The following is a 25,223-nucleotide window of genomic DNA, read 5'->3' as shown; positions in this document are numbered from 1 at the left end:
CGCTTTTTCCACAAAGTTTTCCTGGGCCGTCTGGAATTGCTTCATGTCCAGGGGGTCGGAAATCAGGTTGCCAAGTACCTCGGCCTGGTTCCCGGAGAGCGTGGTGAGCGCCGGAATCAGGGAGAATTGCTGAATTTGCTGTTCTCTCCCGGCGGGGGCGGGCAGGCGGTCCAGGTTGGCCTTGAAGACCGCCAGTTCTTCCGGCTTGAGGCCGGAGCAGCCGGGCAGGGATTTGGCCGCCCGGTCAAAGGCTTCCCCGTCCAGGGTATGGAGGGAAAGGAAGGTATCCAGGTTTTTCTGGAATTTGGCGGCGGCTTTGGCCTGTTCTTCCCCCCCGGCGGGATTGGCTTCCGACATCTTGTAGAGGGCCAGCATGGCGCCGGAGACGGATTTGCGGGAGTCCGCTGCTTCCGCCTGCGCGATCAGGGGACGGTCAATGGATTCAAAGTAGGCCACCTGGTTTTTTACCGTGGTGTTGTCAATGAAGGAGCCCATGTACGGGGTGATGACCGCGCCCCCCAGAATGGCCATGATGAGGCCCGCGGCGCCCAGCTTCACTTCGGAACCCAGTCCGCGCAGGGCGATGCCGTAAATGGTGGGGAACATCAGGGACATGCAGCCGGAGATGCCCACCAGCGTCCAGACGGAGATTTCCTTGGGCAGGTACATGGTGCCCAGGCAGCAGAGGATGCCCGCGATGGCAAAGAGGGACATCATGTTGGCCGGGTTGAATTTTTTCATCAGCGCCGTGGTGATGGCGCGGCAGGCGATGAACAGGACGATGGAGAAGATGTAGTAGTTGGAGGCCGCCGCTTCCTGCATGCCGGGGAAGACGGACATGATGTACTTGATGGTCCACGTCCAGACGGCGATCTGCACGCCCACGTAGAAGAACTGGGCCACCACGCCGCAGAAGTAGCGCGGCAGCTTCACCAGCTTCATGAGCTGGCAGCGGTAGTCCGGCATGATGAGCAGGAAGGCGATGGGCCCGATCATCATGATCAGGATCTGCTGCACCATGCTGAATTCAAAGGTGGAGTAGTACTGGAACAGGAAGGGAATGAGGATGAAGGCGACGCACAGGCCCAGGCGGCCGAGCTTGGAGGAAAGGGGCTGCGTGTTTTCCCGGGTGGGCACGCTTTCATCGTCGGACTTGTAGCGGCAGAAGAAGAACCAGATGACGGCGGCGATGGCGACCAGGCCCACATAGGGAACGCACACCCAGAAGAGCTCGTCGCTGACGATGGCGTTCAGTTGTTCCGGGTCCATGGCCTTGCGGGTGTCCATGTCCGCATCATTCAAGTGCGCCAGGATGAAGTATTTGGCCAGGAAGATGCCCGTCAGGGAGCCGATTGGGTTGAAGGCCTGGGCGAAGTTCAGGCGGCGTACGCTCGTCTCCTGGGACCCCATGGAGAGGACGAACGGGTTGCAGGTGGTTTCCAGGATGGAGAGGCCGCCCGCCAGCACGAAGATGGCTACCAGGTAAATGTCAAAACTTTGCCCGATGGCGGCGGGTATGTAGCACAGCGCGCCGATCATGTAGAACCCCAGGCCGATGAGCACCCCGGCCTTGTAGGAGAATTCCTCCAGCAGGATGGAGGCGAAGATGGCAAGCACCGCATACGCCCCGTAAAAGGAGATTTGCACCCCTGCGGATTCCGAAGCGTTGATCATGAAGATCTTGCTGAATGCCGGGACCAGGTTGTCCGTCATGTTGTTCAGCAGCCCCCACAGCGCAAAACAGGAGACCAGCATGAAGAACGGCAGCCGGTACTGTTTGGGAACGATCGGCACGGTAGAGGTACGGTTTTTGTCCATATTGCTTTTGTCAATCTCTCACAAGGACGGCGGTGCGTCAATCTGGAAACGGAAAAGAGTCCAGAAATCATCCAACATGTTGACAAATAAAACAAAGCGGTATGTTTGGGTTGGGATATCCTGTCAGCGTTCACGGGAGACCCGGCTTCTTCTTGACTCCTGTTTCCGAGGCGGCTAAGGATGGGCTGATGAAGAAGTGCATTCTTGCCGTTTGTCTTGGGCTGGCCGGTTTTTGGGGCGTTCAGGCGGAAGATTCCCCCGTCGCCAATCCGGAAAAGACGGATGAAAAAAGCGGCGTGACGCTGCCGTCCGGAGAACTGCTGTCAGACCATGTGGCGGAGGCGGAGTTTACGGGTATTATTCACCGCAAGTGCAGGTTCCTTACCTCCCTCTGTCCGGACAAGTGTGACCACGCCAAGGATTTCGCCGCTTTCCGGATCATCAAGTATCTGGATTACCGGAAACCCGGCAAGTACGGGGATGAAAAGCAGGAGCAGCTGATGATTGACGTCAATCCGGCGCACAAGCCCATCCTGCAGGGGGCGGACATCCTGAAAAAGGTAGCCGCCCTGAAGCCGGGGGACAAGGTTGTCCTTCACTGGTCCCATTACTACATGCACCGGGATTCCAGCTCCTTTCCGGAACGTCCCGTGATTTCCATGGAGCCGGCGTCTCCTTCCAGTGAAAAGACGAAAGATTGAGGACTGGTCTTTCTACAGGCCTCCCAGGCAAGGCTGGACGCGGCGGAAAAGCGTGTGTTAGGAAACAGGCTGGCAATGACGCAGCTCCGGGCAAGATTGTTCCGGTTCGCTGCGTATTGTCCTGCGAAACACACCATAAATACGATGCGTTTACCTTTGAATACATTAACGGGGCTTGCCCTGCTGTGTGCCCTGGGCATGTCTGTTCCCGCTGCCTTGGGTACGGAAAGCTTTGAGCAGGCCAAACACGGCAAGTTTACCACGCTTTCCACCAAGTACGGCCCCATGTCCTGCCGGGACGGCGTGGCGGAAATCGGGGGAGGGGGAAAATCCGGGAAATCTTCCCTGCGGATGTTCGGCGGGCAGGATACCGAACTGAAGCTGGACTTGAAGGATACTCCTTCCAGGGAAGTACGGCTGTCCGCCTGGGCGGAGCGCTGGACCGGACAGGCCCCCTTTGAATTTTCCATTGTGGCCGTAGGGCCCAAGGGGGAAAAGAAGATTTATGACGGCAAGGACATCAGGACGGGCGGCTTCAATACCAGGATAGAGGCCGGCGTTCCCGCCGGAACGCGCTCCCTGGTGTTCAAGCTGACGTCGCCGGAGAACAAGGGGTTGAAGCTGGACGACCTGTTCATCGTGCCCTGCATCCCCATGAAGGTGAATCCGCAGGTGGAGATGGCTTCTTCCGCCTATCCGGTGATGGTGCGCATCCCGTGCAGTCCCGTTCTTTCCCTGAAGGTTCAAACGGACGGCTGTCTTAATCCTCAGTTCCTGACGGCCGTCAATCTGGATTTTACGGGCACGACGAAGCTTTCCGACATTGAATCCGTGACGGTGGTGCGGGGAGAAGAGGCTCCGCCCATTCAGCACGGGGAAGACCCGTTTCTGAAGGATGCCTCCCAGGTACTGGGTACGGTGAAGCTTTCCGGCTCCTCCAGGCCCCAGGTTTCCGTGAAGGGGAAGCTGGAGCTGGACCCCGGCGACAATTACCTGTGGGCATGCGTGACGATGAAGAAGGGCGCCTCCCTGGACGGCAGGGTGGTGGTGCGCCCGGCCAGCGTTGTGGCGGGGAACAAGCTGATGAAGGTGGCCAATGCCGCCCCGGTGGCGCAGCGCATCGGCGTGGCCGTAGTGAAGCACGGGGATTTCAACTCCAAGTTCTACCGCATTCCCGGCCTGGACAGGTCCAGGAAAGGGACTCTCCTGGCCGTTTACGACATCCGTTACAACCATTCCGGCGACCTTCCGGCCAACATTGACGTGGGCGTGAGCCGCTCCACGGACGGGGGCCGCACCTGGTCCGACGTCAAGATCGCCATGGACGATTCCAAGATTGACCCCTCCCTGGGGGCTACCAAGGGCGTGGGAGACCCCGCCATTCTGGTGGATGAAAAGACGGGCCGCATCTGGGTGGCCGCCATCTGGAGCCACAAGCATTCCATCTGGGGCAGCAAGTCCGGGGACAATTCCCCGGAAGCCTGCGGGCAGCTGGTGCTGGCGTACAGCGATGACGACGGCCTTACCTGGTCCAAGCCCATCAACATTACGGAACAGACCAAGGACAAGGACTGGCGCATTCTGTTCAACGGCCCCGGCAACGGCATCTGCATGAAGGACGGCACGCTGGTCTTTGCCGCCCAGTACTGGGACGGCAAGGGCGTGCCGTGGTCCACCATCGTTTATTCCAAGGACCAGGGCAAGACCTGGCACTGCGGCACGGGCGTCAACCAGCAGACGACGGAAGCCCAGGTGATTGAATTGAAAGACGGCTCCATCATGATCAATGCCCGCTGCAACTGGGGCGGCTCCCGCGTGGTGGGCGTTACGAAGGACCTGGGCAAAACCTGGGAAAAACACCCCACCAACCGCACTCCCCAGTTGAGGGAACCCGTCTGCCAGGGCAGCCTGCTGGCGGTGGACGGAGTGCCGGGCGCGGGCAGGGTGGTCCTGTTCTCCAACCCCAACACCACTTCCGGACGCTCCCATATGACGCTGAAGGCCTCCACGGATGACGCCGGCTCCTGGCCGGAAGACAAGTGGCTCCTTTACGATGCCCGCAATTGCTGGGGGTATTCCTGCCTGGCGCCCGTGGATAAAAACCACGTGGGCGTGTTGTATGAATCCCAGGGGGCTCTGAACTTCCTGAAAATCCCGTACAAGGAGGTTCTCAACGCGGGCAGTGCGCGCTGACGCCGCTTTCAGGTAATCGTTTACGGGCCGTTTCCTTCCGGGAGCGGCCCTTTTTTGGCAGCGGTCTTTGGGTAGGAATTTCTCCAAAGCGCAGGGGAGGGAGTTCAGGTATGAGGGCCGGGAGGACGGAAAGAGAAGCTTGAAACGCGCAGGGGGAGTGAATCTGAAAGAGGCACGAATCAAGCCTCCGTTTCCCGGCGGCGGTGTTTCTTCCAGGCCGCGGGAGTGTGAGTCCCTGGTGGCTGCGCTTCTGGAGCAAGGGCCTCCGGGCCCTTGTAAAAAAGCTTTCTCCGGATCAGCCCTTTTTCCTGTTCCCTGGCCGTCACTCCAGAAAAGAAGCCAGCGCGTCCTTCAGCATGTTCCTGGCGCGGAACAGCAGGCTTTTGGTGGCGGGAACCGTCATGTCAAGCGTCCGGGCTATTTCCTCGTAAGGCATGTTTTCAAAGCGGCGCAGCTGGACGGCCAGGCGCGCCTTTTCCGGCAGGGCGGCAATCGCTTCATCCACGGCCCGCTGGAGTTCCGTGTGCTCCATGGCTTCATCCGGGGCCTGGGAAGGTTCCAGGAACACGGTCATGCCGCCTTCCTCCTCCATGGCGTCCGCGGAGGTGGTGGGCTTGCGCTTCTGGCGCCGCACTTCATTGAAGACCAGATTGCGCAGGATGGTGAACATCCAGGTGGTGAAGCGTGCGGAGGGCTCATAATTCCCGGCTCCTTTCCAGATGCGGATGAAAACCTGCTGGGCGATGTCCTCCACCTCCGGCCCGTTGTTCAGCATGCGTGCTACGGTGGCGTACACGGAGTTCTGGTGTTTGCGGACCAGCATTTCCATGGCGGAAGCGTCGCCATTCCTGACTCTCAGCATCAGCTGGGCGTCCTCGTCCTGTTCTGCGGATGGCATGTGTTGTGCTTCGTCCATGAAATTCCCTTCTATAAACCCCGTGTCCGGTGAAAGGTTGCATCCGGAAGGGCGCATGCCCCGGAAAAAAAGGTCTATCCCATTTTTCCGCGGCTGACGAGATGAAAACGGGTCTTTCTTCTCTTTCCGCGCAAGGCGCCGGACAAAATGTTTTGCTCCTGCTGATGGCCGGGAACGGCTGAGAGGGTGGAAAACATTCCGTTCTTTTCCCGGTGGGAAGACGGGGCGTGATGGAAATACGGAGGCCACCCTCCATGCCGCTCCGGTTTGACAATGACCGGAGGGGCCTGTTAGGGTAAGGGAAAATGAAAGAGAGAAACGCCGGTAAATTGGTCTGTTTAAGGAATCATCCTGAATTCCTTTCCACAGCTTCCGTCTGGTTCGGCTCCAAGTGGGACGTTCCCGTGGAGGCCTATGAGGAAAGCATGAAGAAATGCATGGAACGGAAAACGGGCATTCCGCAATGGTACGTGGTCATGAACGGACAGGGGGCAATCATTGCGGGTGCCGGAGTGATTGAAAACGATTTCCATGACCGGAAGGATTTAACCCCCAACTTATGCGCGCTATTTGTGGAAAAAAGGCATCGCGGCAGGGGCGTGGCCGCGTCCATCCTGGACTTTGTGCGGAAGGATTTGGCCGCGCTCGGATATCCCCGTCTCTATCTGGTGACGGACCTGGCGGGGTTTTATGAAAAATGCGGGTGGGAACTGCTGACAATGGTGACGGGCGGTCATCGTGCCCGGGAACGCCTGTATACGGCTCCCGCCATGGAAACCGGACCCGTTTGACGGAGGAAGGCCGGAACTTCGTTCTTCCGGTCTTCATGCGGGGGCGGGAAAGGATTGTTGCGCCTGGAATAAGGAGGAAAGAAGGGGGCCGGACACAGTAGGCCCTTGCGGATGGAACGCGCCCGCGGGAGGACTCTGTTCTTGACAGCATTTCCTGTCTGCCTGATAACTTGATGATACAGATACCCCTAACAGTATAAGGAAACGCCGCAATGAAACAATGCATGAATTCTGAAAATTTGCATCGCCGCCTCAAGAAAATCATCGGACAGGTGCAGGCGATCGACAGGATGGTTGACGAGGACGTTCCCTGTGAAGATGTGCTTGCCCAGCTCAATGCCGCCAAGTCCGCATTGCACAAGGTAGGCCAGGTCGTGCTGGAGGGGCATATCAGCCATTGCGTCCGGGACGGACTGGAGCACGGAGACCCGGAGCAGACCATCGCACGCTTTACCAAGGCGGTCGAACGGTTTGCCAACATGATTTAGCAGGAGGGGGCAAGAGCCTTTTTTCAACCGCCATTTCCGGGGATTTTTCCGTCTCATCTTGACAAACCTATACCCCTATAGGTATATAAAACCCGTACCTGCATGGGTATGGAAAGGAGCATCATATGCTGGACCGATTGGAAAAACTGCTGGAATGGGGAGGGACAAGGCGCGACGTCGCGCTGCTGTCCGTTTCCGGATTCGCTCTGCTGTTGAGCATGCTTGATATTGAACCGCTTCCCTTTGGCGTCGCGTGGATAGCCATTGTGCTGTGCGGCGTTCCCATCGTGCTGGAAGCCGTGCTTGGACTGGCGGCGGCCTGGGACATCAAGGCGGATGTGCTCGTTTCCATCGCGCTGGTCGCTTCCGTCATCATCGGGGAGGACTTTGCCGCGGCGGAAATTGCGTTCATCATGCAGCTCGGCGCGCTGCTTGAGAACCTGACCGTGGCCAAAGCCCGGGCGGGAATTGAAAAGCTGGTTCATCTGACCCCGGCTACCGCCCGGAAAGTGGACGGCTCCCGGGAGGAGGTCATTCCGGCGGAACAGGTATGTGCGGGGGACGTCCTCCGCGTGCTGCCCGGAGAGACGGTTCCGGCGGACGGAGTGATTCTTTCCGGCCACACTTCCATCAACCAGGCCGTAATGACGGGTGAACCCCTTCCGGTGGACAAGGAAGCTGGGGACGAGGTTTCCAGCGGAACGGTCAACCAGTTCGGAGCCTTTGACATGAAGGCGTCCAGGGCCGGGGAGGACAGTTCCATTCAGCGCATGGTCCGTCTCGTCCAATCCGCGGATGCGGGAAAGGCCGGAATCGTGAGCGTGGCGGACCGCTGGGCCACCTGGATCGTCGTCATTGCCCTGGCTTCCGCAGGGCTGGCCTGGCTGGTCACGGGCGAACTGATCCGCTCCGTCACCATCCTGGTGGTATTCTGCCCCTGCGCGCTTGTGCTGGCTACCCCCACGGCAATCATGGCGGCCATCGGAAACGCCACCAGGCATGGATTCCTGGTGCGGGAGGGGGATGCCCTGGAACGCCTGGCCTCCGTATCCCACCTCACCTTTGACAAGACGGGAACGCTTACCCACGGGACGCCCCGCGTGGCGGCGGTACGCAGTTTTCTGCCGGACCTCCCCGAACAGGTGCTTTACAGGTATGCCGCCTGCGCGGAACTGCGGTCGGAGCACCCTCTGGGCAAGGCGGTCGTCCGCTGTTACCGGAAGGGAGAAACGCGGGAGCTTCCCCAGCCGGAACAGTTCCGCATGATTCCGGGGAGAGGCGTCCAGGCCGTCCTGGACGGGAGGGAACTGATGGCCGGGAACCTGGAATTGTTCCGGGAAAACGGGCTGGAGGTGCCCGGCGAAGTCAGAAGGGCGGCGGAACAGTACCAAAGGGAGGGATGCACCGTGATTTTTCTCGGCATGGACCGTAAGGCCGCAGGCTTCATCGCCCTGTCGGACACCCTGCGGGAGGACGCCGTCTCCACCATCCGGGAAGTGGCGGAAACCGGGGTGGTTCCCGTGCTGCTGACCGGAGACCATGGGAATGCCGCGGCCCATGTAGCCGGGCAGCTAGGCATTGAGCGGGTTTACGCGGACTGCCTGCCGGAGGACAAGTTCAACTGGATTGACGCATTCCAGAAGGAACGGAACCGGGTGTGCATGATCGGGGACGGAATCAATGACGCTCCGGCTCTGAAAACCTCCCATGCCGGAATTGCGATGGGAGGCATAGGCAGTGACATTGCCGTGGACGCCGCGGACATTGTCCTGGTAAGCGACGATATACGGGAACTCCCCCATCTGCTGCGCCTGGCAAGACGCATGATGCGCACGATCAAGTGCAATCTGACGTTTTCCATGGCCCTGAACTTCATCGCCATCATGCTGGCGGTGGGCGGAATATTGAATCCCGTGGCGGGCGCATTGGTCCATAATGCAGGCTCCGTCGTCGTGATCGTCAATTCCGTCTTTCTGCTGAAATGGGGGAGGAAGAAGAGCATGGCTCCCCACGGCGCGGAGGGAACAGCTCCATAACGGGGGAGAGGGGAGTATCGCGCACCCTGCGGACGCATGATATCAAGTTGCCGCATTGGCATGCGGCGCTCCTGCGCCGTGGGTTTGGCACCCGGACCGGAAAACGCTTGGATGGGACGGGAGCCCGTGCTATCTTTTTCCCAAGTTCGGCAGGGGTGCCCAAACAAAGGCTGAGATTGCGGGAACGGCATGCTGTTCCCGCAGAACCCTTCAAACCTGATGCGGATAATTCCGCCGCAGGGAGTTCGATTGAACGGGCATGCCCCGTTTCTCGGGAAGGTCTCGTTTCCGCTGTTCCCCTGCCGGCACAGAACAGCATCCATTCCATGAACGACACCGCCAATTTGACCTATCCCGGCTCCCGACGCATTTATATTCCGGGCCGTCTGCATCCGGACGTGCAGGTTCCCTTGAGGGAAATCCTCCTGAGCGATACCCTGCTGCCAGATGGCACCGCCCACTCCAATGACCCCGTGCGCGTGTACGATTGTTCCGGGCCGTGGGGGGATGCGGCTTATGAGGGAACCCCGGAGCAGGGGCTTCCCGCCCTGCGCGCCGCGTGGATCCGGGTCCGCGGTGATGTGGAGGAGGCGGAAACGGACCAGGGCCGCTGCCTCCGGGCTGCGGGGGGCACGCCTGTGACTCAGCGGCATTACGCCCGCCAGGGCGTCATTACGCCGGAAATGGAATTTGTAGCCATCCGGGAAAACCTGGGCAGGGAAGAAGCGTTCAAGGCGGTGTATGACCGTTATCCGAACGCCAAGAGCCGCCCGGACGAAGCCCGGGAAGTCCTGGAGGCGCTCACCATGATGCCGCGGCCGTCCGAACTGGAGGCGCAGGAAGGCTTCGGCCCCTCCAGCATGGTGGCCCGCGACCGGCTGGACCACCAGCACGCGCCGGAACGCCGGAACGGCTGCCGCATGCCCGCTTATTTTACGCCGGAATTCGTCAGGGACGAAATTGCCGCCGGACGCGCCCTGATTCCCGCCAACATCAACCATCCTGAGTGCGAGCCCATGGCCATCGGCCGCAACTTCCTGGTGAAAATCAACGCCAACATCGGCAACTCCGCCCTGGGGTCCGGCATTGAGGAGGAGGTGGAAAAACTGCGCTGGGCCATCCACTGGGGGGCGGATACCGTCATGGACCTTTCCACCGGGAAGAATATCCACGCCACTCGGGAATGGATCCTGAGGAACTCCCCCGTTCCCATCGGTACCGTGCCCATTTACCAGGCCCTGGAAAAGGTGGGCGGCAAGGTGGCGGACCTGAGCTGGGAAATCTTCCGCGACACCCTCCTTGAACAGGCCCGGCAGGGCGTGGACTATGTGACGGTGCACGCCGCCCTGCTGTTCCGGTTTGTGAACCACACTGCCCGTCGCATGACGGGCATCGTCTCCCGCGGCGGCTCCATCATGGCGCAGTGGAGCATGATCCACGAACAGGAAAACTTCCTTTATTCCCACTGGGATGAAATATGTTCCATTCTGGCGGCTTACGACATTGCCGTCTCCATCGGGGACGGCCTGCGGCCCGGCTCCGTGGCGGACGCCAATGACTTCGCCCAGCTGGCGGAGCTGGAAGTGCAGGGGGACCTGACCATGCGCGCGTGGAAAGCGGGCGTACAGGTCATGAATGAGGGGCCGGGCCACGTGCCCATGCACCTCATTGCCGAGAACATGAGCAAGCAGCTGGAATGGTGCATGGAAGCTCCCTTTTACACGCTGGGTCCGCTGGTGACGGACATCGCCCCCGGCTACGACCATATTACCGGAGCCATCGGCGGAGCGATCATCGGCCAGCGCGGCTGCGCCATGCTCTGCTATGTGACCAGGAAGGAACACCTGGGCCTCCCGGACCGGGAGGACGTGAGGGAAGGCGTGGTCACCTACAAGCTGGCAGCCCACGCCGCGGACCTGGCGAAGGGGCACCCGTCCGCCCAGTGGCGGGACAACGCGCTGGCGCAGGCCAGGTTTGAATTCCGCTGGGAGGACCAGTTCAACCTTTCCCTGGACCCGCAGAAAGCGCGTTCCTACCACGACCTGACGCTTCCCCATGCCAACGCCAAAAAGGCCCACTTCTGCTCCATGTGCGGTCCGGACTTCTGCGCCATGCGCCTGAGCCAGGACATCCGCCGCCGGTCCCGGCAGTAGGGGGACCGAAGGCGCGGCGTCACGGCAGCCGCCGGGCTGCCAGGAGCGGGAACGTCTGAAAAAGAATGACAAGGGCAGGGATGGTGCTATGATGCCTTTAAGATGAAGAATTCATTTTTTCCTGTCCTTGGCGTTCTTTCTCTGGCTTCTGCCGTGGTTTGTTCCGCATCTCCCGTCTGGGAGACGGATTGGAGCAAGGCTCTGGAGAAAGCCGGCAAAAGCGGACAGCCGGTGCTGGTTGACTTCACCGGCTCCGACTGGTGCCCGGGGTGTATTTATCTGCGGAAAAATATTTTTGATACGGACGCCTTCGCCAAGTATGCGGGAGACAACCATCTCGTGCTGGTGGAGCTGGATTTTCCCAGGACGGAGGGGAAAATGCCTCCGGAACAGCTCAAGTTTCATGAGGAATTGATGCGCCGTTACGGAATCTCCGTGTTTCCCTCCGTCCTGATGATGGAGGGGAATGGCGCTCCCTATGCCAAAATAGTGGGGCCCTCCAGAACGGTGGAGGAATATTTGAAGAAACTGGAAGCCGCCGGGGAGACGAGGCTGAAGCTGAAAGAAGCCGTGGCTGCGGCCCGCGCGCTGGAAGGAAAGGAAAAACTGGAAAAACTGGTGCAGGCCATCAAGCTGCTTCCGGAGGATTTGCAGCCCTATCAGAAGGAATTGATCGCGGAAATCTCCGCCCTGGACCCGGAGGACAAATACGGATTTGCCGGGAAGGCTGAAAAAGCCGTGACCCTGGCGGCGCAGCGGCTCATGATGGAGCAATTTTACAAAAAGCACGCGGGCCCCTTTTCCGCAGAAAAAGTCCGCGCGGGACAGGAGGAAGCTCTGCAAATGCTGGAGAAGCGGGACCTCCTGCCGGCCATCCGCCTGGAAATAGCCAAATACGTCAGCGACGGGTATGCGCTGGAGCGCAATTATCCCAAGGCCCTGGAATACCTGAACATGGCCCGTGACGCCGATCCGGAATCTCCGGCGGCTAAAAAGCTGGAGCCATGGATCAACAATATGCAGAAAATAATCAATAAGGGAAAATAAGCCCTTTTCATGAAGGCATTCCCTCTTCCCGTGAAGAGGAAAACTATATTCCGTCTTTTATTTTAAACAAAAAAATGAACTTGCTGCGCTATGATTGATGAAGGAACCGAACATGCAGAAATGAATACGTCCGCCTACATCAGGGAAGAGGAAGTTAATGAAGAAGACAGCCATTTGCTGAGCTGGGATGAATGGCTGCGGAGGCACGTCGCTCAACTGCTGCTGTTTGCCCGCCAGCAGTCCCGCTCTCCGGAAGATGCGGAGGACATCCTTCAGGATGCCCTGATACGGCTGGCGCGCAAGGAGGCCTCCGGAGAGTTTGTGGGAGGGCAGGAGGCATGGCTTTCCTATGTCTTTGCCTCCATCCGGCGTCTGGCGGTGGACTATGGCCGCAAATCCGACCGGCGCCAGAAAAGGGAGGATGAAGCCTGCGCCGCCGAACAGGACGAGGATGTTTATGCGGACCCCTGGTTTTCCAGCGCCGCGGCGGACGAGGAGCTCAAGCAGTTCATGGAAATGCAGCTCAGGAAGCTCCCTTCCAAATTCTCCGAGGTCATTGTCCTGAAAATATGGGGGGAACAAACCTTTCAGCAAATTGCGGAAACGCTGGAAATCTCACAAAACACGGTGGCGAGCCGGTACCGCTATGGCATCGACCTGCTCCGCAAGGCGCTGAGAAACAAAAAAGACCAACTCTAATGCCGCTCCACTCTTATGAAACATGAAACAACATCATCCGCCGCAGGGGAGGAAGGCGGCGGTACTGCCGCCATGCAGCCCCTTCCCGTATCCGATGAACTGATTTCCCGCCTGGCCGGAAGGTGTGAGGAAATCTTCCCCCTGAACGACCGTCTCCGGCATGATGAAATCTCCGATGAGGAAATTCATGAGATGGAATCCCTTTTGAAGCGTTTGCGGCCTGCCCCGGCGAGGGTTCTGTTCCGGGAACAATGCTGTTCCCTGATGTGCGCCGAGTCCGAACAAGAAATGGAAACCCGGCTGAAAAGGCTTTCCGCCTCTTCCATGCTGGAATTCTCCGTGTGCAAAATGGCGCAGGCCATGGACTGCGCCGGAGAGGCGAAGCAGGAAAAAGCGGTGAAAATCCCCCTGTGGCGGAGGCTCGCCTATATTTCAGGCATTTCCGTGGCGGCTGCGGTGGGCGCCGTTCTACTGGTTCAAAATACGCTGGTAGCGCCCGGCGGCACGGTGGCCGGAGGGAATGAGGTGGAAGCCGGAGCTGAAAAGACGGAAGCCCCTGTACTGCCCGGGGAAAAGCGGGAGCTGCTGCGGAAACCCACTCTTTTTGAATTGCAGGGCGGAGACGAGCGCGTGCCCGTGATCGCCCCTGCCGTCATCCGTAGAATTCTTCCTGAAAAGGAATATTAAACGACCGCCGCGTGAACGCCTGTGGGCAGCGCGGTTGAAATTTTCCATTCTGTTGCTGCAAGTGTTTGCGCTCTCCGGTCCTGTTCCTTGTTCCGCGTCTCTGCTTTGTGAAGAAAAAGAAAGCGTCCTGGATGCATGGCGGAGCTCTTTTCCCATGCCCGGAAATAAATGTTCTACCGGGAGGGAAATCTCCCTGCCGGTGGAGGGAAAGGCGTCTGGATAAAGGTCTCACCCAAGTGTGGATTGGCTTGGCTTTACTCCCGTGATGCGTTCCTTGGCGGTTTGCCGACGCTGCGGGACGGAAGGGGACGGGCGGGGACCTGCAAAAAAAATGCACAAATTTTGAACATTGCGCGGACGGATGCTGTATATTATCTCACATGGATATGAAAACCTGTATCTTTCTGACATTGGGATTGCTGATAGGTTCGGGCTCCGGATATTCCATTGACCGGCCCGCAGGAAGTACGGACAACCTTCAGCCGCCGCCCTTGACTCCCTACACGCCGCAGACCAAGCCGCTGCCCTCTTCCAGACCGGCCAGGCTGGGCATTGTGCCCGGCACGGTGCCGCAGGCAGTCGTGGCTCAATTGGAACTCAGCGGATTTCCCGGCGTGCTGGTGACCAAGGTGATGCCGGACAGCCCCGCCGCCAAGGCCGGACTCCAGGAAAACGACGTCATCATCAAGCTGGGGGACATCTCCCTGTCCGGCCCGCGCTCCGTGACGGAAGCCCTGTCTGAAAAAGTTCCGGGAGACAAGATTACGGCTGTATTCTACCGCAAGGGCAAGCGGGAAACGGCGGATATCACGCTGGACGGCGGAACGCTTTCTGCGGAAGAAATACTGGCGGCCCAGGGAGATCCCCGCACCCAGCCGCGCGTGGTTCCCTCCGTCCGGCGCCAGGCGGTTCCTCCCGCCGGAATGGCCGCACGGCCCAGCCTTCCGCAGCGCATTCTGGACATGCAGCAAATGATGGATGATTTTTTGAGGGACTCCGCGATTGATGATTCGCGGATGGATGACATCATCGGCCGGATGAACCTGGCGCCGGGAGCGGCCCAGATGCTCCGGAGCCTCCAGAACCTTCACCAGATGCCCATGCCCCCCATGGGCAAGGTGTCCGGCGGAGGGCAGAGCACGTCTTCCGTCCGGATGTCGGACGCCAACGGAACCATTGTGGTTTCTTCCAGCTCCCAGGCGGGCACCACCGTCCATGTGACGGATTCCGCGGGAAAAGTCCTGTACTCCGGCCCCTACAACACGCCGGAGGAAAAGGAGGCCGTGCCGGAAGCCGTCAGGGAACGCCTGAAAAACATAGAAACCAATTTCTGCTTTTAACCTCTTCATGAAACAATGGAGAAATCCATGATCATTATGTTAAGGACGGCTGCCCTGTGTGGGGCAGCCTTTTTCATGCAGAAAAGGGGCTTTTTCCTCTTCTGAAAAAGCGGCGCGTTCCGGGAAGAAAAAGCACGGAACAGCAGCAGGACATTTGTTCCTCACCCGGAGGAACCGCCCGAAGCAAAAGGAAAGAGAAGAAAGGGGATATTCTGCGGCCTCCCTGTGGGCAGGTCTTGAACTCCTTTTGAAAAGCGGAGTGCGGCAGGAACTACAGAATGCCGGTCAATTTCCGGTACGTCTCCAGCGCGAAGGAATCCGTCATGCCGGAAATATAATCAAGCATGTGCGCCAGGCGTGCGTCCTTCCCTTCGTCATCCTTGGGCAGACCGGTTCCCTGAAGCATGATGGCTACTTTTTTGGACTGTCCGGAGGAAGGATGGTTCACCCACTCCATGAAAAAGTCAATCAGCTCTCCCAGCACCTTGTAGCCCATGGCTTCCACTTCAATCACCTCCCGGGCCTGGTACACGTTCTCAATGGCGTACTGGTACAATCCGTTCAGCAGCGCGGCCAGTTCCGAACGGTCAATCAGGGATTGATCCATGCTCCCTTGCAGAAGCTCCTCTTCATGCTTCATGAAACTGTCCACGGCAGACTGGATGCTCCTGCCGATGGCGAGCGCGCGCATGTAATGGATGCAGGATTCTTTTTCATCCTTCTTTTCCAGTTCCCGGACGTAGCAAAGCTGGGATTCCGTCAGGAAAGGGCTGAATAAATCCCTGGTAGGCTCAAAATCCAGAATGCCGGAAAAATACCCGTCTTCAATATCCGCGATACGGTAGCAGATATCGTCCGCGGCCTCCATCAGGTACGCCAGGGGATGGCGGCACCAGCAAAGGTATTTTTCATCAGGCGCGGAACGGGGAAGCAGTCCCAGATGGCCGGCCACGAAGGAAGCCGCCTCCCTCTCCTGTTCCCCGATGCCGAACTTCTTGCATTCAAGCTTGTTGGCTGCCGTCATGCCGCCTTTCCTGACGGCCGCGGAATAGGATTGCGTGCAGGGATACTTCATGAAGGCGCCCAGAACGGCCGCCGTCAGTTTCAGGCCGTTGCCTTCCATCGGATCCCCGGTGCGGGTAAGGATGCGGAACCCCTGGGCATTCCCTTCAAACGGCAGCTCCAGGCCGTGCCGTTTCAGGGCGGTTTCAATGGCGTCCTCCCCGGAATGGCCGAAGGGCGGATTGCCGATGTCGTGGGCCAGGCAGGCGGTGGAAACGATGGTGGCCACGTCGGAAGGCACTATAGGAGCGGGAAGGGAACCTTTCTCCGCCAGCCACTCTCCCGCCAGCATGCCGAGGGAGGAGCCGATGTGGGCCACCTCCAGGCTGTGGGTCAGGCGGGTGCGAACGTAATCATTGCGACCCAGGGGGAAAACCTGCGTCTTGTCCTGAAGGCGGCGGAAAGCGCTGGAAAACAGAATGCGCCCGTAATCCCGGTCGTAATTGCTGCGGTTTTTCTGCGGAGACGCCGTACTCTGGTGCCTGGACCCCCAGCGGGCGTCCGACAAAAGCTGCTGCCAATTCATCATCCCTGACATGGTGAAGGAATGCTACAGGGGAATGCCCGGCTGGAACAGGAGAAAATGGGGGAAGGCGTTCAATAGGTCAGCATCAGCCCCACTCCCCAGTGCAGGTTGTTGTCGTAATTGGTGGAAACGCTGAGATGGGAGGTCAGGATGTAGTGCAGGCCCACGGAATAATCCCGGTCCGTATTCAGGGAAAAGGAAAGGCGCAGGCGGGAGGTGAGCGGGATATCATCCCTCTCCAATTGCAGGCGCACCTTTCCGTCCGTATCAATGCGCGCATCCCCAATCAGGAGCAGGGGCAGCGTATACCGGACGCCCAGGGTGCCGTCCACTTCCCGGTCCTTTTTGGTGGTCTGGCGGAACATGTTGCGTTCTCCGGCCTCACCCTTGCGGCAGGTCCAGTCCACCCCGATGTAGGGGTAAAGCCACTGCTTCTCCCCGATGTACCTGCCCAGCCGTCCTTCCGCCTCATAGCCGCGCGTATCCTTGTAGCCTATCTGCCACTCTCCCTGAACGCTCCAGCGGGTGCCTCCGAACTCCAGGTCTCCGATGTTCCCGTTGGAGGCGAAATCATTGTTCACGGTCAGGTACCACTTCCGGTCCATGTCGTAAACGTGCTGGAGCGCCCGCATGGGGTGGGGAAGCTGCGGATTGGGGGGAGAATCCTCATACGTGAAAATCCGGCCCATGCCGCTCATCATGTGGTACAGGATATGGCAGTGGAAAAACCAGTTGCCGCGCGTCTTCTCCGCCGCGTTAAACTCGATCACCTGGGTGGCCATGGGCTGGATGTCCGCCGTGAACTTGAGCGGGGAAAAATCCCCGTGCTTGTTCACCAGCCGGAAAAAATGCCCGTGCAGGTGCATGGGATGCCTCATCATGGTATTGTTGGTCAGGATGATGCGTACATTCTGCCCTTCCTCGATCATGATTCGGTCCGTCTCTGAAAGAGTCTTCCCGTTGATGCTCCACACATAGCGGTTCATATTCCCGGTCAGCATGAAATGCAGCTCCTTCACGGGAACGCCGGAAGGGAGGTTGGTGCGGGAAGGGGACTTCAGCATGTCATACGTCAGGGTGGTTCCCTCCCCCTCCTCCTGCATGCTGCCGTGGCCTCCACCATGGGAGGAACCGGACTTCATGTCCATCATCCCCATATCTCCGGAATGGGAGGCCGGCATGCCGTGGTGATGCATCTGGCGCATGGAACCGGAATTCATTTTCATCATCTTCATATTACCGCCCATGGTCATCATTCCGTTCATCTGCTTCATCTTCTTGAAGTAATTCAGCCTGGGGAAGGGGCGCAGCGGCTGCCTTTCCCCATGGCCCAGCCACAGGGATGATGACCCGGAGGTATCCTCCGCCGTCGCCTGGAACTCGAAAGCCCTGCCTGATTCCGGTACCGTCAGGACGACGTCGTAAGTCTCGGAAACCGCAATCATCATGCGGTCCACGTCCACGGGAACGACATCCTTCCCGTCGCTGGCCACCACGCGGATTTTGCCGCCCGCGTACCTCAGCCAGAAATAGGTGGAGGAAGCCCCGTTGACGATGCGCAGCCTGAGGCGGTCGCCGCCCTTCAGCCGGGGCAGGGAAGCCTGCGAAGAGCCGTTCAGCAGAAAGCGTTCGTAATACACGTCGCTCACGTCCATGGCGTTCATGCGCTTCCATTCGCTGGTCAGCTTGGTTCCCAGGTAGCCGGCGCGCAGGGCCTCCCAGTAGCTCTGCACGCTCCCCTTGCGGATGGAAAACCAGTCCGACCCGGTGTGAAGCTTCCTGTTCACCTCCTGGGGATTCTCGTTCGTCCAGTCGCTCAGCACCAGCGTATACTCCGGCAGGGCGTCCTCCGGCCTGCGCGCCGGGTCGCCGGGCCGCTTGCGGACGACGAACGCGCCGTACAGGCCGCTCTGCTCCTGAAGGCCGCTGTGGGAATGGTACCAGTACGTGCCGTTCTGGATGATGGGAAAAGTATAGGTATGCGTGGTGTGGGGCTTTACCGGCGCGGAAGTCAGGTACGGCACCCCGTCCTGGTCATTGGGCACCAGCAGGCCGTGCCAGTGAAAGGAAGTCTCCGTATCCATCAGGTTGTGCACCCGTATTACAGCGGTGTCCCCCTCCGTAAAATACAGAACGGGGCCGGGAATGCTTCCGTTGATGGTCATGGCCGGGCGCGTGACCCCGGTAAAATTGACCGGAGCGTTCCGGACGTATAAATCGTATTCCACCGTTTTGGCGAATGACGGAGAGAACTGGGCCATCAGGCAGCAGCACAGGAATGGGAAAAAATGGGAGGCGACCTTAAACATGAACAGGAGGAAAGTACTGCCAGAAAAGACCTGTTCATTCCATCTCCGGTTCAAAATGAAACGGATGTGATGTGTCATGCCTTTCCTGGAGCATGAAAGGAGAATCTGGAAACTGGCGCGGGCGGAAATGACAAGGGTGCGTTATTCCGGAATCCGGCCGCCGGAAGCCTGTTTCCGCGCAGCCTTCTTGGGAGGAATGGGCGCGATCAGGAAAGAGGACAAGATAAGCAGGCACCCGAGAGCCAGGAGGAACATATTGGGCTGTTCCCGGAACAGGAGCAGGGAAATCAGCGCCGCCAGGGGAATCTTGAGATTGTTCATGATTGCCAGCTTGACGGGCGTCACCCGGCGGGCGCCGTAATTCCAGAGGAAAAAGCAGACTCCTGAAGCGATGACTCCCAAATAGGCCAGCAGCCACCATTGCATGGCTGAAATCTCCTGCCAGCAGGCCAGCCCTGACGGCAGTCCGGCAGGCAAGGTAACCAGCAGGGCGCCTGCGTAGGCATAGGCGAAGCAGGAAGCTTCACTTCCGCCGAACCAGGAATCCTTCAAGGAAATGTAGGCGATTTGCCCTGCCGCGAAACAAAGGTTGGAAAGCTGTACCAGAACAATTCCCGTAAGTTCGCCATTGCCGGCGGAATACCCTTTCCAAAGGATGCCCGCGCCTCCTATGGCCGCAAGAACGGCCGCCGCCAGATGGAGCGGCGGCAGCTTCTTCTTCATCAGGCCGTTGACCAGAACCACGTAAATCGGCGTAGTGGCCGTGAAAAGGGCGACCTGGTGGGAAGGCAGATAATGGAAGGCTGCGATATAGCAGAGGTACATTCCTCCGAATTGGACGGCGCCTATCCCCATCATCCCCATTGCATGGCTGAAAGGAACCTTCCGGACGAAGGGGAGGAAAACGGCCAGCGAGCCGGCCATGCGCGCCAGCGCGACAAAACTGGCGGGGAGGTCGGACAGGCAGTTCCCCAGCAGTCCGAATGACAACGCCCAGATGAAAGACGTGATCAGCAGCGCAGGCATGAGGGCGGAAGCATACGGAGAAAGGAAAACCAAGTCAATGCCTGTGGCGCAGGAACAGTTACGAGGAGAATTCTTTCCACATGCAATTTTATGGAAAGAAAGGATGTGGGTACATCTGCTTCGCCAAATAGAGAAAGGACAGATTTTCTTGGTGGATGTTTTGTTTTGGCAAGGGAGAAGAAAAAGTTGGACAACGGTATTTAATAATGAAAATAAAAATGTTACAAAAGTTGAAAAAATGATTTTGAGGGTATTTGGACTTGAACTATTTTTGGTGGCTTTTTATAAAGATGCATGAACTTTTGGCCCCTTGCCGTTTTCTCTGTATGTGCCGTGGCATCTGTATCGCTTGCTGCGGAAATTCCTCAGGAAGTTCAGGCATTGGATCGCATATATCAGAAACGGTGCACCCAGGCTTGCGCCCCTCATATTGCTGCTTTTACTCAGAAAGCGTTGGTATTGCAGAAGAAATGCGTTCAACGCTCTGATTTTGAAGGGGCGAAAGTAATTCATGACGGTCTTGAGGAATTAAAGAAAAACAATTTTGACTGGCGATTGGTGAAGGAAACTTGCCAGATTTCTATTCCTAGGGATGGATGGTATGGTTCGGTTGCTAATATGATCCATAAGCTGGATGCTGAGGGCAACCATTATGATATACAGGAATTCCGTAAAAAATTTAAAAACACGGGCGAGAAAGTTAACACCGAACTGACGGGACCGGATCTGATCGTATTTACAGGAGCTCCGAACAGGTTGTGGCTGATCATTGATTCCCGGACGATTTTTGAAATTTATACAAACAATATCGTTGCCCGTTTGATACATGATTCTTCCAAAGAGGGAACCAATGTAGGAAGTGCGGATGAAATAAAAGATGCCGAGTGGCTGCAGATGCAGAACGATCTCAAGAAGCGGTGTTTTCAGGCATGTTCGGAAATAACAAAAAAATATATCCAGGCGTTAGACAAGTTGAAGCTGAAATTATCGGCTGACGGTGATATGACAGCTGCTGTTGCAGTGCATGAATACGCAAAACGGCTTGAAAGCGGCAACCTTTCTCCAGAACGGGACCGTTCCTTGAAAACCTTTGAAGGAAACTGGAAGGATGGTTCCGGTCTGACTTACCGTTTTAATGGGCGTGGAGAAGGTACAGTTAAAAAGTCTAACGGTACTACTGATTTTACGATGACTCCTGTCCGTTCTTCTCCCCACGGGGATTTCCATTATTTTAATGTTTCTTCCGGAGGCTCTCGGATTGCAACCCGGGTGGCCGACAAGGTTTATATTATCATGCAGGATGGAAGAAAGGATTGGCTGCGCGTGTGTAAACGTATCGGGAAATAACATTGAGAAAATACATGGAACCCAGCCGAACTGCAGAACTGAGTGCAACATCGTTGAAGGCATCTCGAAATTGAGCCTGAAGGTTCGTTCTTATACTGCTTTTCTAGGTGGATGCACCCTCCCGTGCCAGGCAGACGGCAAATCATCATCCGGGTGCAGGGAAACATCGGTTTTATCTTTTCGCTATCAGCCTTCTGTTATCCGCTAAAATAAAGCCTGGCTGTGAAAAGAAAAACGCTCCGGAATGCAGGATTCCGGAACGTTTATGAAGATGGTACGCGGTACTGGTTTCGAACCAGTGACCCCATGCGTGTGAAGCATGTGCTCTACCACTGAGCTAACCGCGCATTTGCAGTGCGGGTGAGAATATATCGTTCATGCAGGGGATTGGCAAGGAGTTTTTTGAAGGCAGGTGAAAAAGAGGGAATACTTTCCTTCCGTCAAGATTCCCGGATTCATTCCTCCTGACTGATGTGCGGCTTTGTCCGGATTCCGTTCCGGAAAGTGGGAAGGTGGCTCAATTCCGGCTTGTACAGCATCAACCGTCTTCCTACACTCCGGGCATGAGTTGCACAAGCCCTCCCAGAGCATGGGCCCAGGTTGATACCAATGCGTTGAGGCACAATTTGAACGTCGTCCGCCGCGTGATGCCGGACCACGGTCTGATGGCCATTGTGAAGGCGGAGGCCTACGGGCACGGACTGGAAGGGGTAGTGAAGGCTCTGGATGGTGAAGACTGCGCTTTTTTCGGCGTTGCCACGGTGGCGGAGGCAGGCCGGGTGAGGGATGCTGGGGTGAAGACATGCCCGTTCATTCTCGGTCCCTGTTTTGCCGGAGAACGGGAGGAGATTGTGCAGAACGGCTGGCGCGCCGCCCTTTCCAGCATGGAGGAGGCGGAACATTTCAATTCTCTGGGCGCCCTTTACAACAAGCCCGTCCATGTCCATCTGGGCGTGGATACCGGGATGGGCCGCAGCGGCTTTCTTCCCAGTGAACTGCACGGCCTGACGGAAAAGCTCAAGCAGTTCAGCCATCTGGATCTGGAGGGCGTGTTTTCCCACCTGTCCGCGGCTTCCGACGATATTTCCTTCACGCACGGGCAGATCAGCGGCTTTTCGGAGGCCGTGAACGAACTTTCCCTGGGGCACCAGTACAAGTTCCGGCACCTGTGCAGCAGCGCGGCCGTGTTTAATTACAAGGTTCCCTGCGCCAACATGGTGAGGCTGGGCAGAATCCTGTACGGGTATTCCCCCATGCCGTCCCCGTACAACAAGGAGCTGCGGCCCACGATGACCCTGTACAGCCGCATTACCCTGATACGCACGCTGCCGGGCAACCACGGCGTTTCCTACAACCACTGTTATATGACGAAGGGGAGCACGAAGGTGGCTACCATCGGCATTGGCTATGCGGACGGCTACCTCCAGTATCTTTCCAACCAGGGAGCGCGCGTGTATATCAACGGCCAGTACTGCCCGGTTCTGGGCCGTGTGACGATGGACCAGATTATGGTGGACGTCACCTACATGGACCAGGTGGAGACCGGGGACCTGGTGGAGATCATGGGCCCTAATGTAAGCTGGGAGGAGCTGACGCGCCGCGCCAGTACCATCCCCAGCAACGTGCTGACCAGCATCAGTGCCCGCGTGCCGCGGATTTACGTGTAAGGGGACGCGGGCTGTTTCGTGCTCGTTTGTTTTTTTGACGGGATGGCAGGCACCGAAGCCGCAAAGCTGCGGTGAACCGGTGTTTCCGCTATCGCCTTTAAAGGCGGTGACTCTTCCGGGAGTGAGGGAGTTGTTCCCCTCATGGGTGTTTTTCCTAAGCGGAACAGAGGCTTTTGTTGGGGTATGCTGTCCGCCGGCCGGAGAAAATTTCCTTGGCTGCGCTCTGGATGGATTTTTAGTTATGAAGGGCGGGGAGGCCGTCATCCCCAGGCTGCCAGAACCGTAAATTCATGGTTAATCAGCATTTCCGCCATACCTCTTGGCAGCCGGAATTTTCTTGAAATGGGAGGTTTTACTTCTGGGAGCGCCTTTTCCAATAGGTAACGGATGCGACGTTTTTCCGCGCTTTTACCGCTGGCGCACCTTGTTCCAGTCCTCCGGCTCCAGGGAGCAGGGGTCCGGGGCTACCCAGTGGCCAGGTTCTATTTCCACGGGGGTGAGATCCGCACCCACCGTTTCCGGATAGGAGGGGTGCTGGATGCGGTGGCCGAAGGCGGAGCCGAGCGGCGGATTGATGGGAGAGGGAACGTCCCCCGGCAGGGGCTGGTGCTTGTTGGCCCTGGCGGGATCCGGTTCCGGAATGGCGTCCAGCAGCGCCTTGGTATAGGCGTGTTTGGGGGATTGGTAGATGGTTTCCGCATCTGACATTTCCACGATTTTTCCCAGGTACATGACCGCCACGCGGTCGGAGATGTGCTTGACCACCGCCAGGTCATGGGCGATGAAGAGGTAGGAGAGCTTGCGTTCCTCCTGGAGTTCCAGCAGCAGGTTGAGCACCTGGGACTGGACGGATACGTCCAGCGCGGAGACGGGTTCATCCAGAATGATGAGGCTGGGGTTCAGCGTCAGGGCGCGCGCGATGCCGATGCGCTGGCGCTGGCCTCCGGAGAATTCAAAGGGGAAGCGGTCGATGGCGCTGTCCGGCATGCCTACGCGGTCCAGCAGGCCGCGCACCCATTCCCGGCGCGCGGCGGGTGTGCCCATGCGGTGGATGACGAAGGGTTCCGCTACAATCTGGCCGATGGATTGGCGCTGGTTGAGGGATTCCGCCGGGTCCTGGAAGACCATTTGAATATGGGGGCGCAGGGGCCGCATTTTGCGCTGGGAGAGCCTGGCGATGTTTTTGCCGTTGAACTGGATGGAGCCTCCGGTGGGTTTCAGCAGGCGGACGATGCTTTTCCCGATGGTGGATTTTCCGCAGCCGGATTCCCCCACTAGTCCCAGCGTTTCACCGGGGTAGATGCTGAAGGAGACGTCGTCCACCGCCTTGACCCATCCCGCCTGCCGCAGGAAGATTCCTGAGCGGACGGGAAAGTACATTTTCAGGTTGTTGACTTGCAAGAGTGGTTCCGGCATGGCGAGAGAAGGGGAAAAAGGTTAAAGGTTGGCGCAGCGGGGGCAGGCTTCCACGAAGTGGTCCGGGGATATTTCCACGAGAGGCGGCCGTTCCGTGAGTTCTTCCACGGGCACTCCCTGGCGCTGGCAGAAGCGGCAGCCGGGCACAAAGTCCGCAATGGAGGCCACCTGGCCGGGAATGGTGGGCAGCTTGGTCTTGCGCACGGAGCTCAATTGAGGGATGGAGGCCAGCAGTCCCTTGGTGTAGGCGTGGCGGGGATTGGCAAAGAGTTCCCGGACGGGTGCTTTTTCCACCACGCGGCCGGCGTACATGACTACTACGGAGTCACAGCTCTGCGCAATGACGCCCAAGTCATGGGTGATGAGGATGGAGGAGGAGCCCATTTCCGCCTGGAGGTCCTTGAGGAGGGACAGAATCTGCGCCTGCACGGTGACGTCCAGGGCCGTGGTGGGTTCATCCGCGATGATGAGTTCCGGATGGCAGGCCAGAGCAATGGCGATGACGACGCGCTGGCGCATGCCGCCGGAGAGCTGGTGGGGGAATTCGTCCACGCGCTGTTCCGGCGCGGGGATGCGGACGCGCTGCAGGAGCTGGATGGCGGCGTCCCGGGCTTCCCTGGCGTTCATTCCCCGGTGGAGCATCAGGGATTCCCCTATCTGCCTGCCGATGCTGTGCACGGAGTTGAGCGCCGTCATCGGTTCCTGGAAGATGACGCCGATGTGGCGGCCGCGGATGCCGTGCATGTCCGTCTCCTTCGCCTGGACCAGGTCACGGCCCTTGAAGAGTATTTTCCCGTCCAGGATTTTCCCCATGGGCTGGGGAAGCAGGCGGACGATGGACATGGCCGTGACGCTTTTGCCGCAGCCGGATTCCCCCACGATGCCTACGCAGGTTCCCTTGGGAACGGTGAAGCTGACGCCGTCCACCGCTTTCAGCAGGCCGGATTCCGTCTCGAATCCGGTGACCAGGTTCTTGATTTCCAACAGGGGTTCGCTCATTT

At 58.3% G+C, this 25,223-nt stretch carries 19 protein-coding genes, 1 tRNA gene, 1 pseudogene and 1 riboswitch; of the genes and pseudogenes, 13 read left to right on the top strand and 8 right to left on the bottom strand.

Going from position 1 to position 25,223, the window contains the following annotated elements; genetic code table 11:
• Positions 1–477 precede the first annotated feature (477 nt).
• Positions 478–1,818 (bottom strand): annotated as a pseudogene (locus HJW02_RS02745) (sugar MFS transporter); the annotation flags it as partial.
• A 188-nt stretch (positions 1,819–2,006) separates the two neighbouring features.
• Between HJW02_RS02745 and HJW02_RS02740 the strand changes: the two are divergent.
• On the top strand, positions 2,007–2,519 hold the full coding sequence (locus HJW02_RS02740) for a hypothetical protein (RefSeq protein WP_102721998.1): 513 nt from the start codon (positions 2,007–2,009) through the stop codon (positions 2,517–2,519).
• A 144-nt stretch (positions 2,520–2,663) separates the two neighbouring features.
• Positions 2,664–4,712 (top strand): sialidase family protein, encoded by a 2,049-nt coding sequence (locus HJW02_RS02735; protein WP_180976246.1) that lies wholly within the window; start codon positions 2,664–2,666, stop codon positions 4,710–4,712.
• 322 nt (positions 4,713–5,034) lie between these two features.
• On the opposite strand, the gene HJW02_RS02730 is transcribed toward HJW02_RS02735, so the two are convergent.
• Positions 5,035–5,628 (bottom strand): sigma-70 family RNA polymerase sigma factor, encoded by a 594-nt coding sequence (locus tag HJW02_RS02730; RefSeq protein ID WP_102722088.1) that lies wholly within the window; start codon positions 5,626–5,628, stop codon positions 5,035–5,037.
• A gap of 305 nt (positions 5,629–5,933) precedes the next feature.
• Between HJW02_RS02730 and HJW02_RS02725 the strand changes: the two genes are divergently transcribed.
• The 8 genes from HJW02_RS02725 to HJW02_RS02690 all read left to right on the top strand — a co-directional run bounded on the left by HJW02_RS02725 (position 5,934) and on the right by HJW02_RS02690 (position 14,869).
• The gene (locus HJW02_RS02725; RefSeq protein ID WP_102722000.1) at positions 5,934–6,419 is read left to right on the top strand and encodes a GNAT family N-acetyltransferase; all 486 of its coding nucleotides are present in this window, start codon (positions 5,934–5,936) and stop codon (positions 6,417–6,419) included.
• A 212-nt stretch (positions 6,420–6,631) separates the two neighbouring features.
• Entirely contained in the window at positions 6,632–6,907 is a 276-nt protein-coding gene (locus HJW02_RS02720; RefSeq protein ID WP_022398378.1) for a metal-sensing transcriptional repressor, read from the top strand.
• A 125-nt stretch (positions 6,908–7,032) separates the two neighbouring features.
• The gene (locus HJW02_RS02715; protein WP_102722001.1) at positions 7,033–8,943 is read left to right on the top strand and encodes a cation-translocating P-type ATPase; all 1,911 of its coding nucleotides are present in this window, start codon (positions 7,033–7,035) and stop codon (positions 8,941–8,943) included.
• A gap of 141 nt (positions 8,944–9,084) precedes the next feature.
• A riboswitch (TPP riboswitch) is annotated at positions 9,085–9,204 on the top strand.
• Between the two features lie 65 nt (positions 9,205–9,269).
• A complete protein-coding gene (gene thiC, locus HJW02_RS02710; protein ID WP_022398376.1) occupies positions 9,270–11,096 on the top strand; it encodes a phosphomethylpyrimidine synthase ThiC in 1,827 nt (608 codons plus the stop codon).
• Positions 11,097–11,198: 102 nt separating this feature from the next.
• Positions 11,199–12,143: a thioredoxin fold domain-containing protein gene (locus HJW02_RS02705; RefSeq protein WP_102722002.1), complete on the top strand. Its 945-nt coding sequence runs from the start codon at positions 11,199–11,201 to the stop codon at positions 12,141–12,143.
• A gap of 120 nt (positions 12,144–12,263) precedes the next feature.
• A complete protein-coding gene (locus HJW02_RS02700; RefSeq protein ID WP_240454321.1) occupies positions 12,264–12,842 on the top strand; it encodes an RNA polymerase sigma factor in 579 nt (192 codons plus the stop codon).
• Positions 12,843–12,857: 15 nt separating this feature from the next.
• Entirely contained in the window at positions 12,858–13,529 is a 672-nt protein-coding gene (locus tag HJW02_RS02695; RefSeq protein ID WP_102726352.1) for a hypothetical protein, read from the top strand.
• Positions 13,530–13,915: 386 nt separating this feature from the next.
• A complete protein-coding gene (locus HJW02_RS02690) occupies positions 13,916–14,869 on the top strand; it encodes a PDZ domain-containing protein (RefSeq protein WP_180971013.1) in 954 nt (317 codons plus the stop codon).
• A 271-nt stretch (positions 14,870–15,140) separates the two neighbouring features.
• Here HJW02_RS02690 and dgt read toward each other — a convergent pair whose 3' ends face one another.
• From dgt to HJW02_RS02675, 3 genes are all read right to left on the bottom strand, one after another.
• The gene (dgt, locus tag HJW02_RS02685; RefSeq protein ID WP_102722007.1) at positions 15,141–16,469 is read right to left on the bottom strand and encodes a dGTP triphosphohydrolase; all 1,329 of its coding nucleotides are present in this window, start codon (positions 16,467–16,469) and stop codon (positions 15,141–15,143) included.
• Positions 16,470–16,528: 59 nt separating this feature from the next.
• Positions 16,529–18,766, bottom strand: coding sequence for a multicopper oxidase domain-containing protein (locus HJW02_RS02680; RefSeq protein ID WP_102722089.1), 2,238 nt, complete (start codon positions 18,764–18,766; stop codon positions 16,529–16,531).
• A 141-nt stretch (positions 18,767–18,907) separates the two neighbouring features.
• A complete protein-coding gene (locus HJW02_RS02675) occupies positions 18,908–19,792 on the bottom strand; it encodes an EamA family transporter (RefSeq protein ID WP_146018191.1) in 885 nt (294 codons plus the stop codon).
• Here HJW02_RS02675 and HJW02_RS02670 point away from each other — a divergent pair.
• Positions 19,764–20,090: a hypothetical protein gene (locus tag HJW02_RS02670; protein ID WP_146018192.1), complete on the top strand. Its 327-nt coding sequence runs from the start codon at positions 19,764–19,766 to the stop codon at positions 20,088–20,090. The genes HJW02_RS02675 and HJW02_RS02670 overlap by 29 nt on opposite strands.
• Positions 20,087–21,139, top strand: a complete 1,053-nt coding sequence (locus HJW02_RS02665; RefSeq protein WP_102722010.1) for a hypothetical protein — start codon at positions 20,087–20,089, stop codon at positions 21,137–21,139. The genes HJW02_RS02670 and HJW02_RS02665 overlap by 4 nt, the downstream gene beginning before the upstream one ends.
• A 272-nt stretch (positions 21,140–21,411) precedes the next feature.
• Here HJW02_RS02665 and HJW02_RS02660 read toward each other — a convergent pair.
• Positions 21,412–21,486: transfer RNA gene (locus tag HJW02_RS02660), tRNA-Val, on the bottom strand.
• A 216-nt stretch (positions 21,487–21,702) separates the two neighbouring features.
• On the opposite strand from HJW02_RS02660, the gene alr reads away from it, so the two are divergent.
• Positions 21,703–22,806: an alanine racemase gene (gene alr, locus HJW02_RS02655; RefSeq protein WP_102722011.1), complete on the top strand. Its 1,104-nt coding sequence runs from the start codon at positions 21,703–21,705 to the stop codon at positions 22,804–22,806.
• Positions 22,807–23,214: 408 nt separating this feature from the next.
• Here the strand turns inward: alr and HJW02_RS02650 are convergent, their stop codons facing one another.
• Both HJW02_RS02650 and HJW02_RS02645 read right to left on the bottom strand, forming a co-directional pair.
• Positions 23,215–24,222 (bottom strand): oligopeptide/dipeptide ABC transporter ATP-binding protein, encoded by a 1,008-nt coding sequence (locus HJW02_RS02650; protein WP_102722012.1) that lies wholly within the window; start codon positions 24,220–24,222, stop codon positions 23,215–23,217.
• 21 nt (positions 24,223–24,243) lie between these two features.
• Positions 24,244–25,221: an ABC transporter ATP-binding protein gene (locus HJW02_RS02645; RefSeq protein WP_102722013.1), complete on the bottom strand. Its 978-nt coding sequence runs from the start codon at positions 25,219–25,221 to the stop codon at positions 24,244–24,246.
• Positions 25,222–25,223: the final 2 nt, after the last annotated feature.

The sequence above is a fragment of the Akkermansia sp. GGCC_0220 genome, from assembly GCF_017566105.1.
Classification (GTDB): domain Bacteria; phylum Verrucomicrobiota; class Verrucomicrobiia; order Verrucomicrobiales; family Akkermansiaceae; genus Akkermansia; species Akkermansia massiliensis.
Note: the sequence above shows the minus strand (reverse complement) of the source record. Positions and strands in the feature narration are given on the sequence as shown.

Coding starts and splice junctions, on each gene's coding strand:
- HJW02_RS02740 (WP_102721998.1), top strand. CDS start 2,007: ATGAAGAAGTGCATTCTTGCCGTTTGTCTTGGGCTGGCCGGTTTTTGG.
- HJW02_RS02735 (WP_180976246.1), top strand. CDS start 2,664: ATGCGTTTACCTTTGAATACATTAACGGGGCTTGCCCTGCTGTGTGCC.
- HJW02_RS02730 (WP_102722088.1), bottom strand. CDS start 5,628: ATGGACGAAGCACAACACATGCCATCCGCAGAACAGGACGAGGACGCC.
- HJW02_RS02725 (WP_102722000.1), top strand. CDS start 5,934: ATGAAAGAGAGAAACGCCGGTAAATTGGTCTGTTTAAGGAATCATCCT.
- HJW02_RS02720 (WP_022398378.1), top strand. CDS start 6,632: ATGAAACAATGCATGAATTCTGAAAATTTGCATCGCCGCCTCAAGAAA.
- HJW02_RS02715 (WP_102722001.1), top strand. CDS start 7,033: ATGCTGGACCGATTGGAAAAACTGCTGGAATGGGGAGGGACAAGGCGC.
- thiC (WP_022398376.1), top strand. CDS start 9,270: ATGAACGACACCGCCAATTTGACCTATCCCGGCTCCCGACGCATTTAT.
- HJW02_RS02705 (WP_102722002.1), top strand. CDS start 11,199: ATGAAGAATTCATTTTTTCCTGTCCTTGGCGTTCTTTCTCTGGCTTCT.
- HJW02_RS02700 (WP_240454321.1), top strand. CDS start 12,264: ATGAATACGTCCGCCTACATCAGGGAAGAGGAAGTTAATGAAGAAGAC.
- HJW02_RS02695 (WP_102726352.1), top strand. CDS start 12,858: ATGAAACATGAAACAACATCATCCGCCGCAGGGGAGGAAGGCGGCGGT.
- HJW02_RS02690 (WP_180971013.1), top strand. CDS start 13,916: ATGAAAACCTGTATCTTTCTGACATTGGGATTGCTGATAGGTTCGGGC.
- dgt (WP_102722007.1), bottom strand. CDS start 16,469: ATGTCAGGGATGATGAATTGGCAGCAGCTTTTGTCGGACGCCCGCTGG.
- HJW02_RS02680 (WP_102722089.1), bottom strand. CDS start 18,766: ATGTTTAAGGTCGCCTCCCATTTTTTCCCATTCCTGTGCTGCTGCCTG.
- HJW02_RS02670 (WP_146018192.1), top strand. CDS start 19,764: ATGAAAGACGTGATCAGCAGCGCAGGCATGAGGGCGGAAGCATACGGA.
- HJW02_RS02675 (WP_146018191.1), bottom strand. CDS start 19,792: ATGCCTGCGCTGCTGATCACGTCTTTCATCTGGGCGTTGTCATTCGGA.
- HJW02_RS02665 (WP_102722010.1), top strand. CDS start 20,087: ATGAACTTTTGGCCCCTTGCCGTTTTCTCTGTATGTGCCGTGGCATCT.
- alr (WP_102722011.1), top strand. CDS start 21,703: ATGAGTTGCACAAGCCCTCCCAGAGCATGGGCCCAGGTTGATACCAAT.
- HJW02_RS02650 (WP_102722012.1), bottom strand. CDS start 24,222: ATGCCGGAACCACTCTTGCAAGTCAACAACCTGAAAATGTACTTTCCC.
- HJW02_RS02645 (WP_102722013.1), bottom strand. CDS start 25,221: ATGAGCGAACCCCTGTTGGAAATCAAGAACCTGGTCACCGGATTCGAG.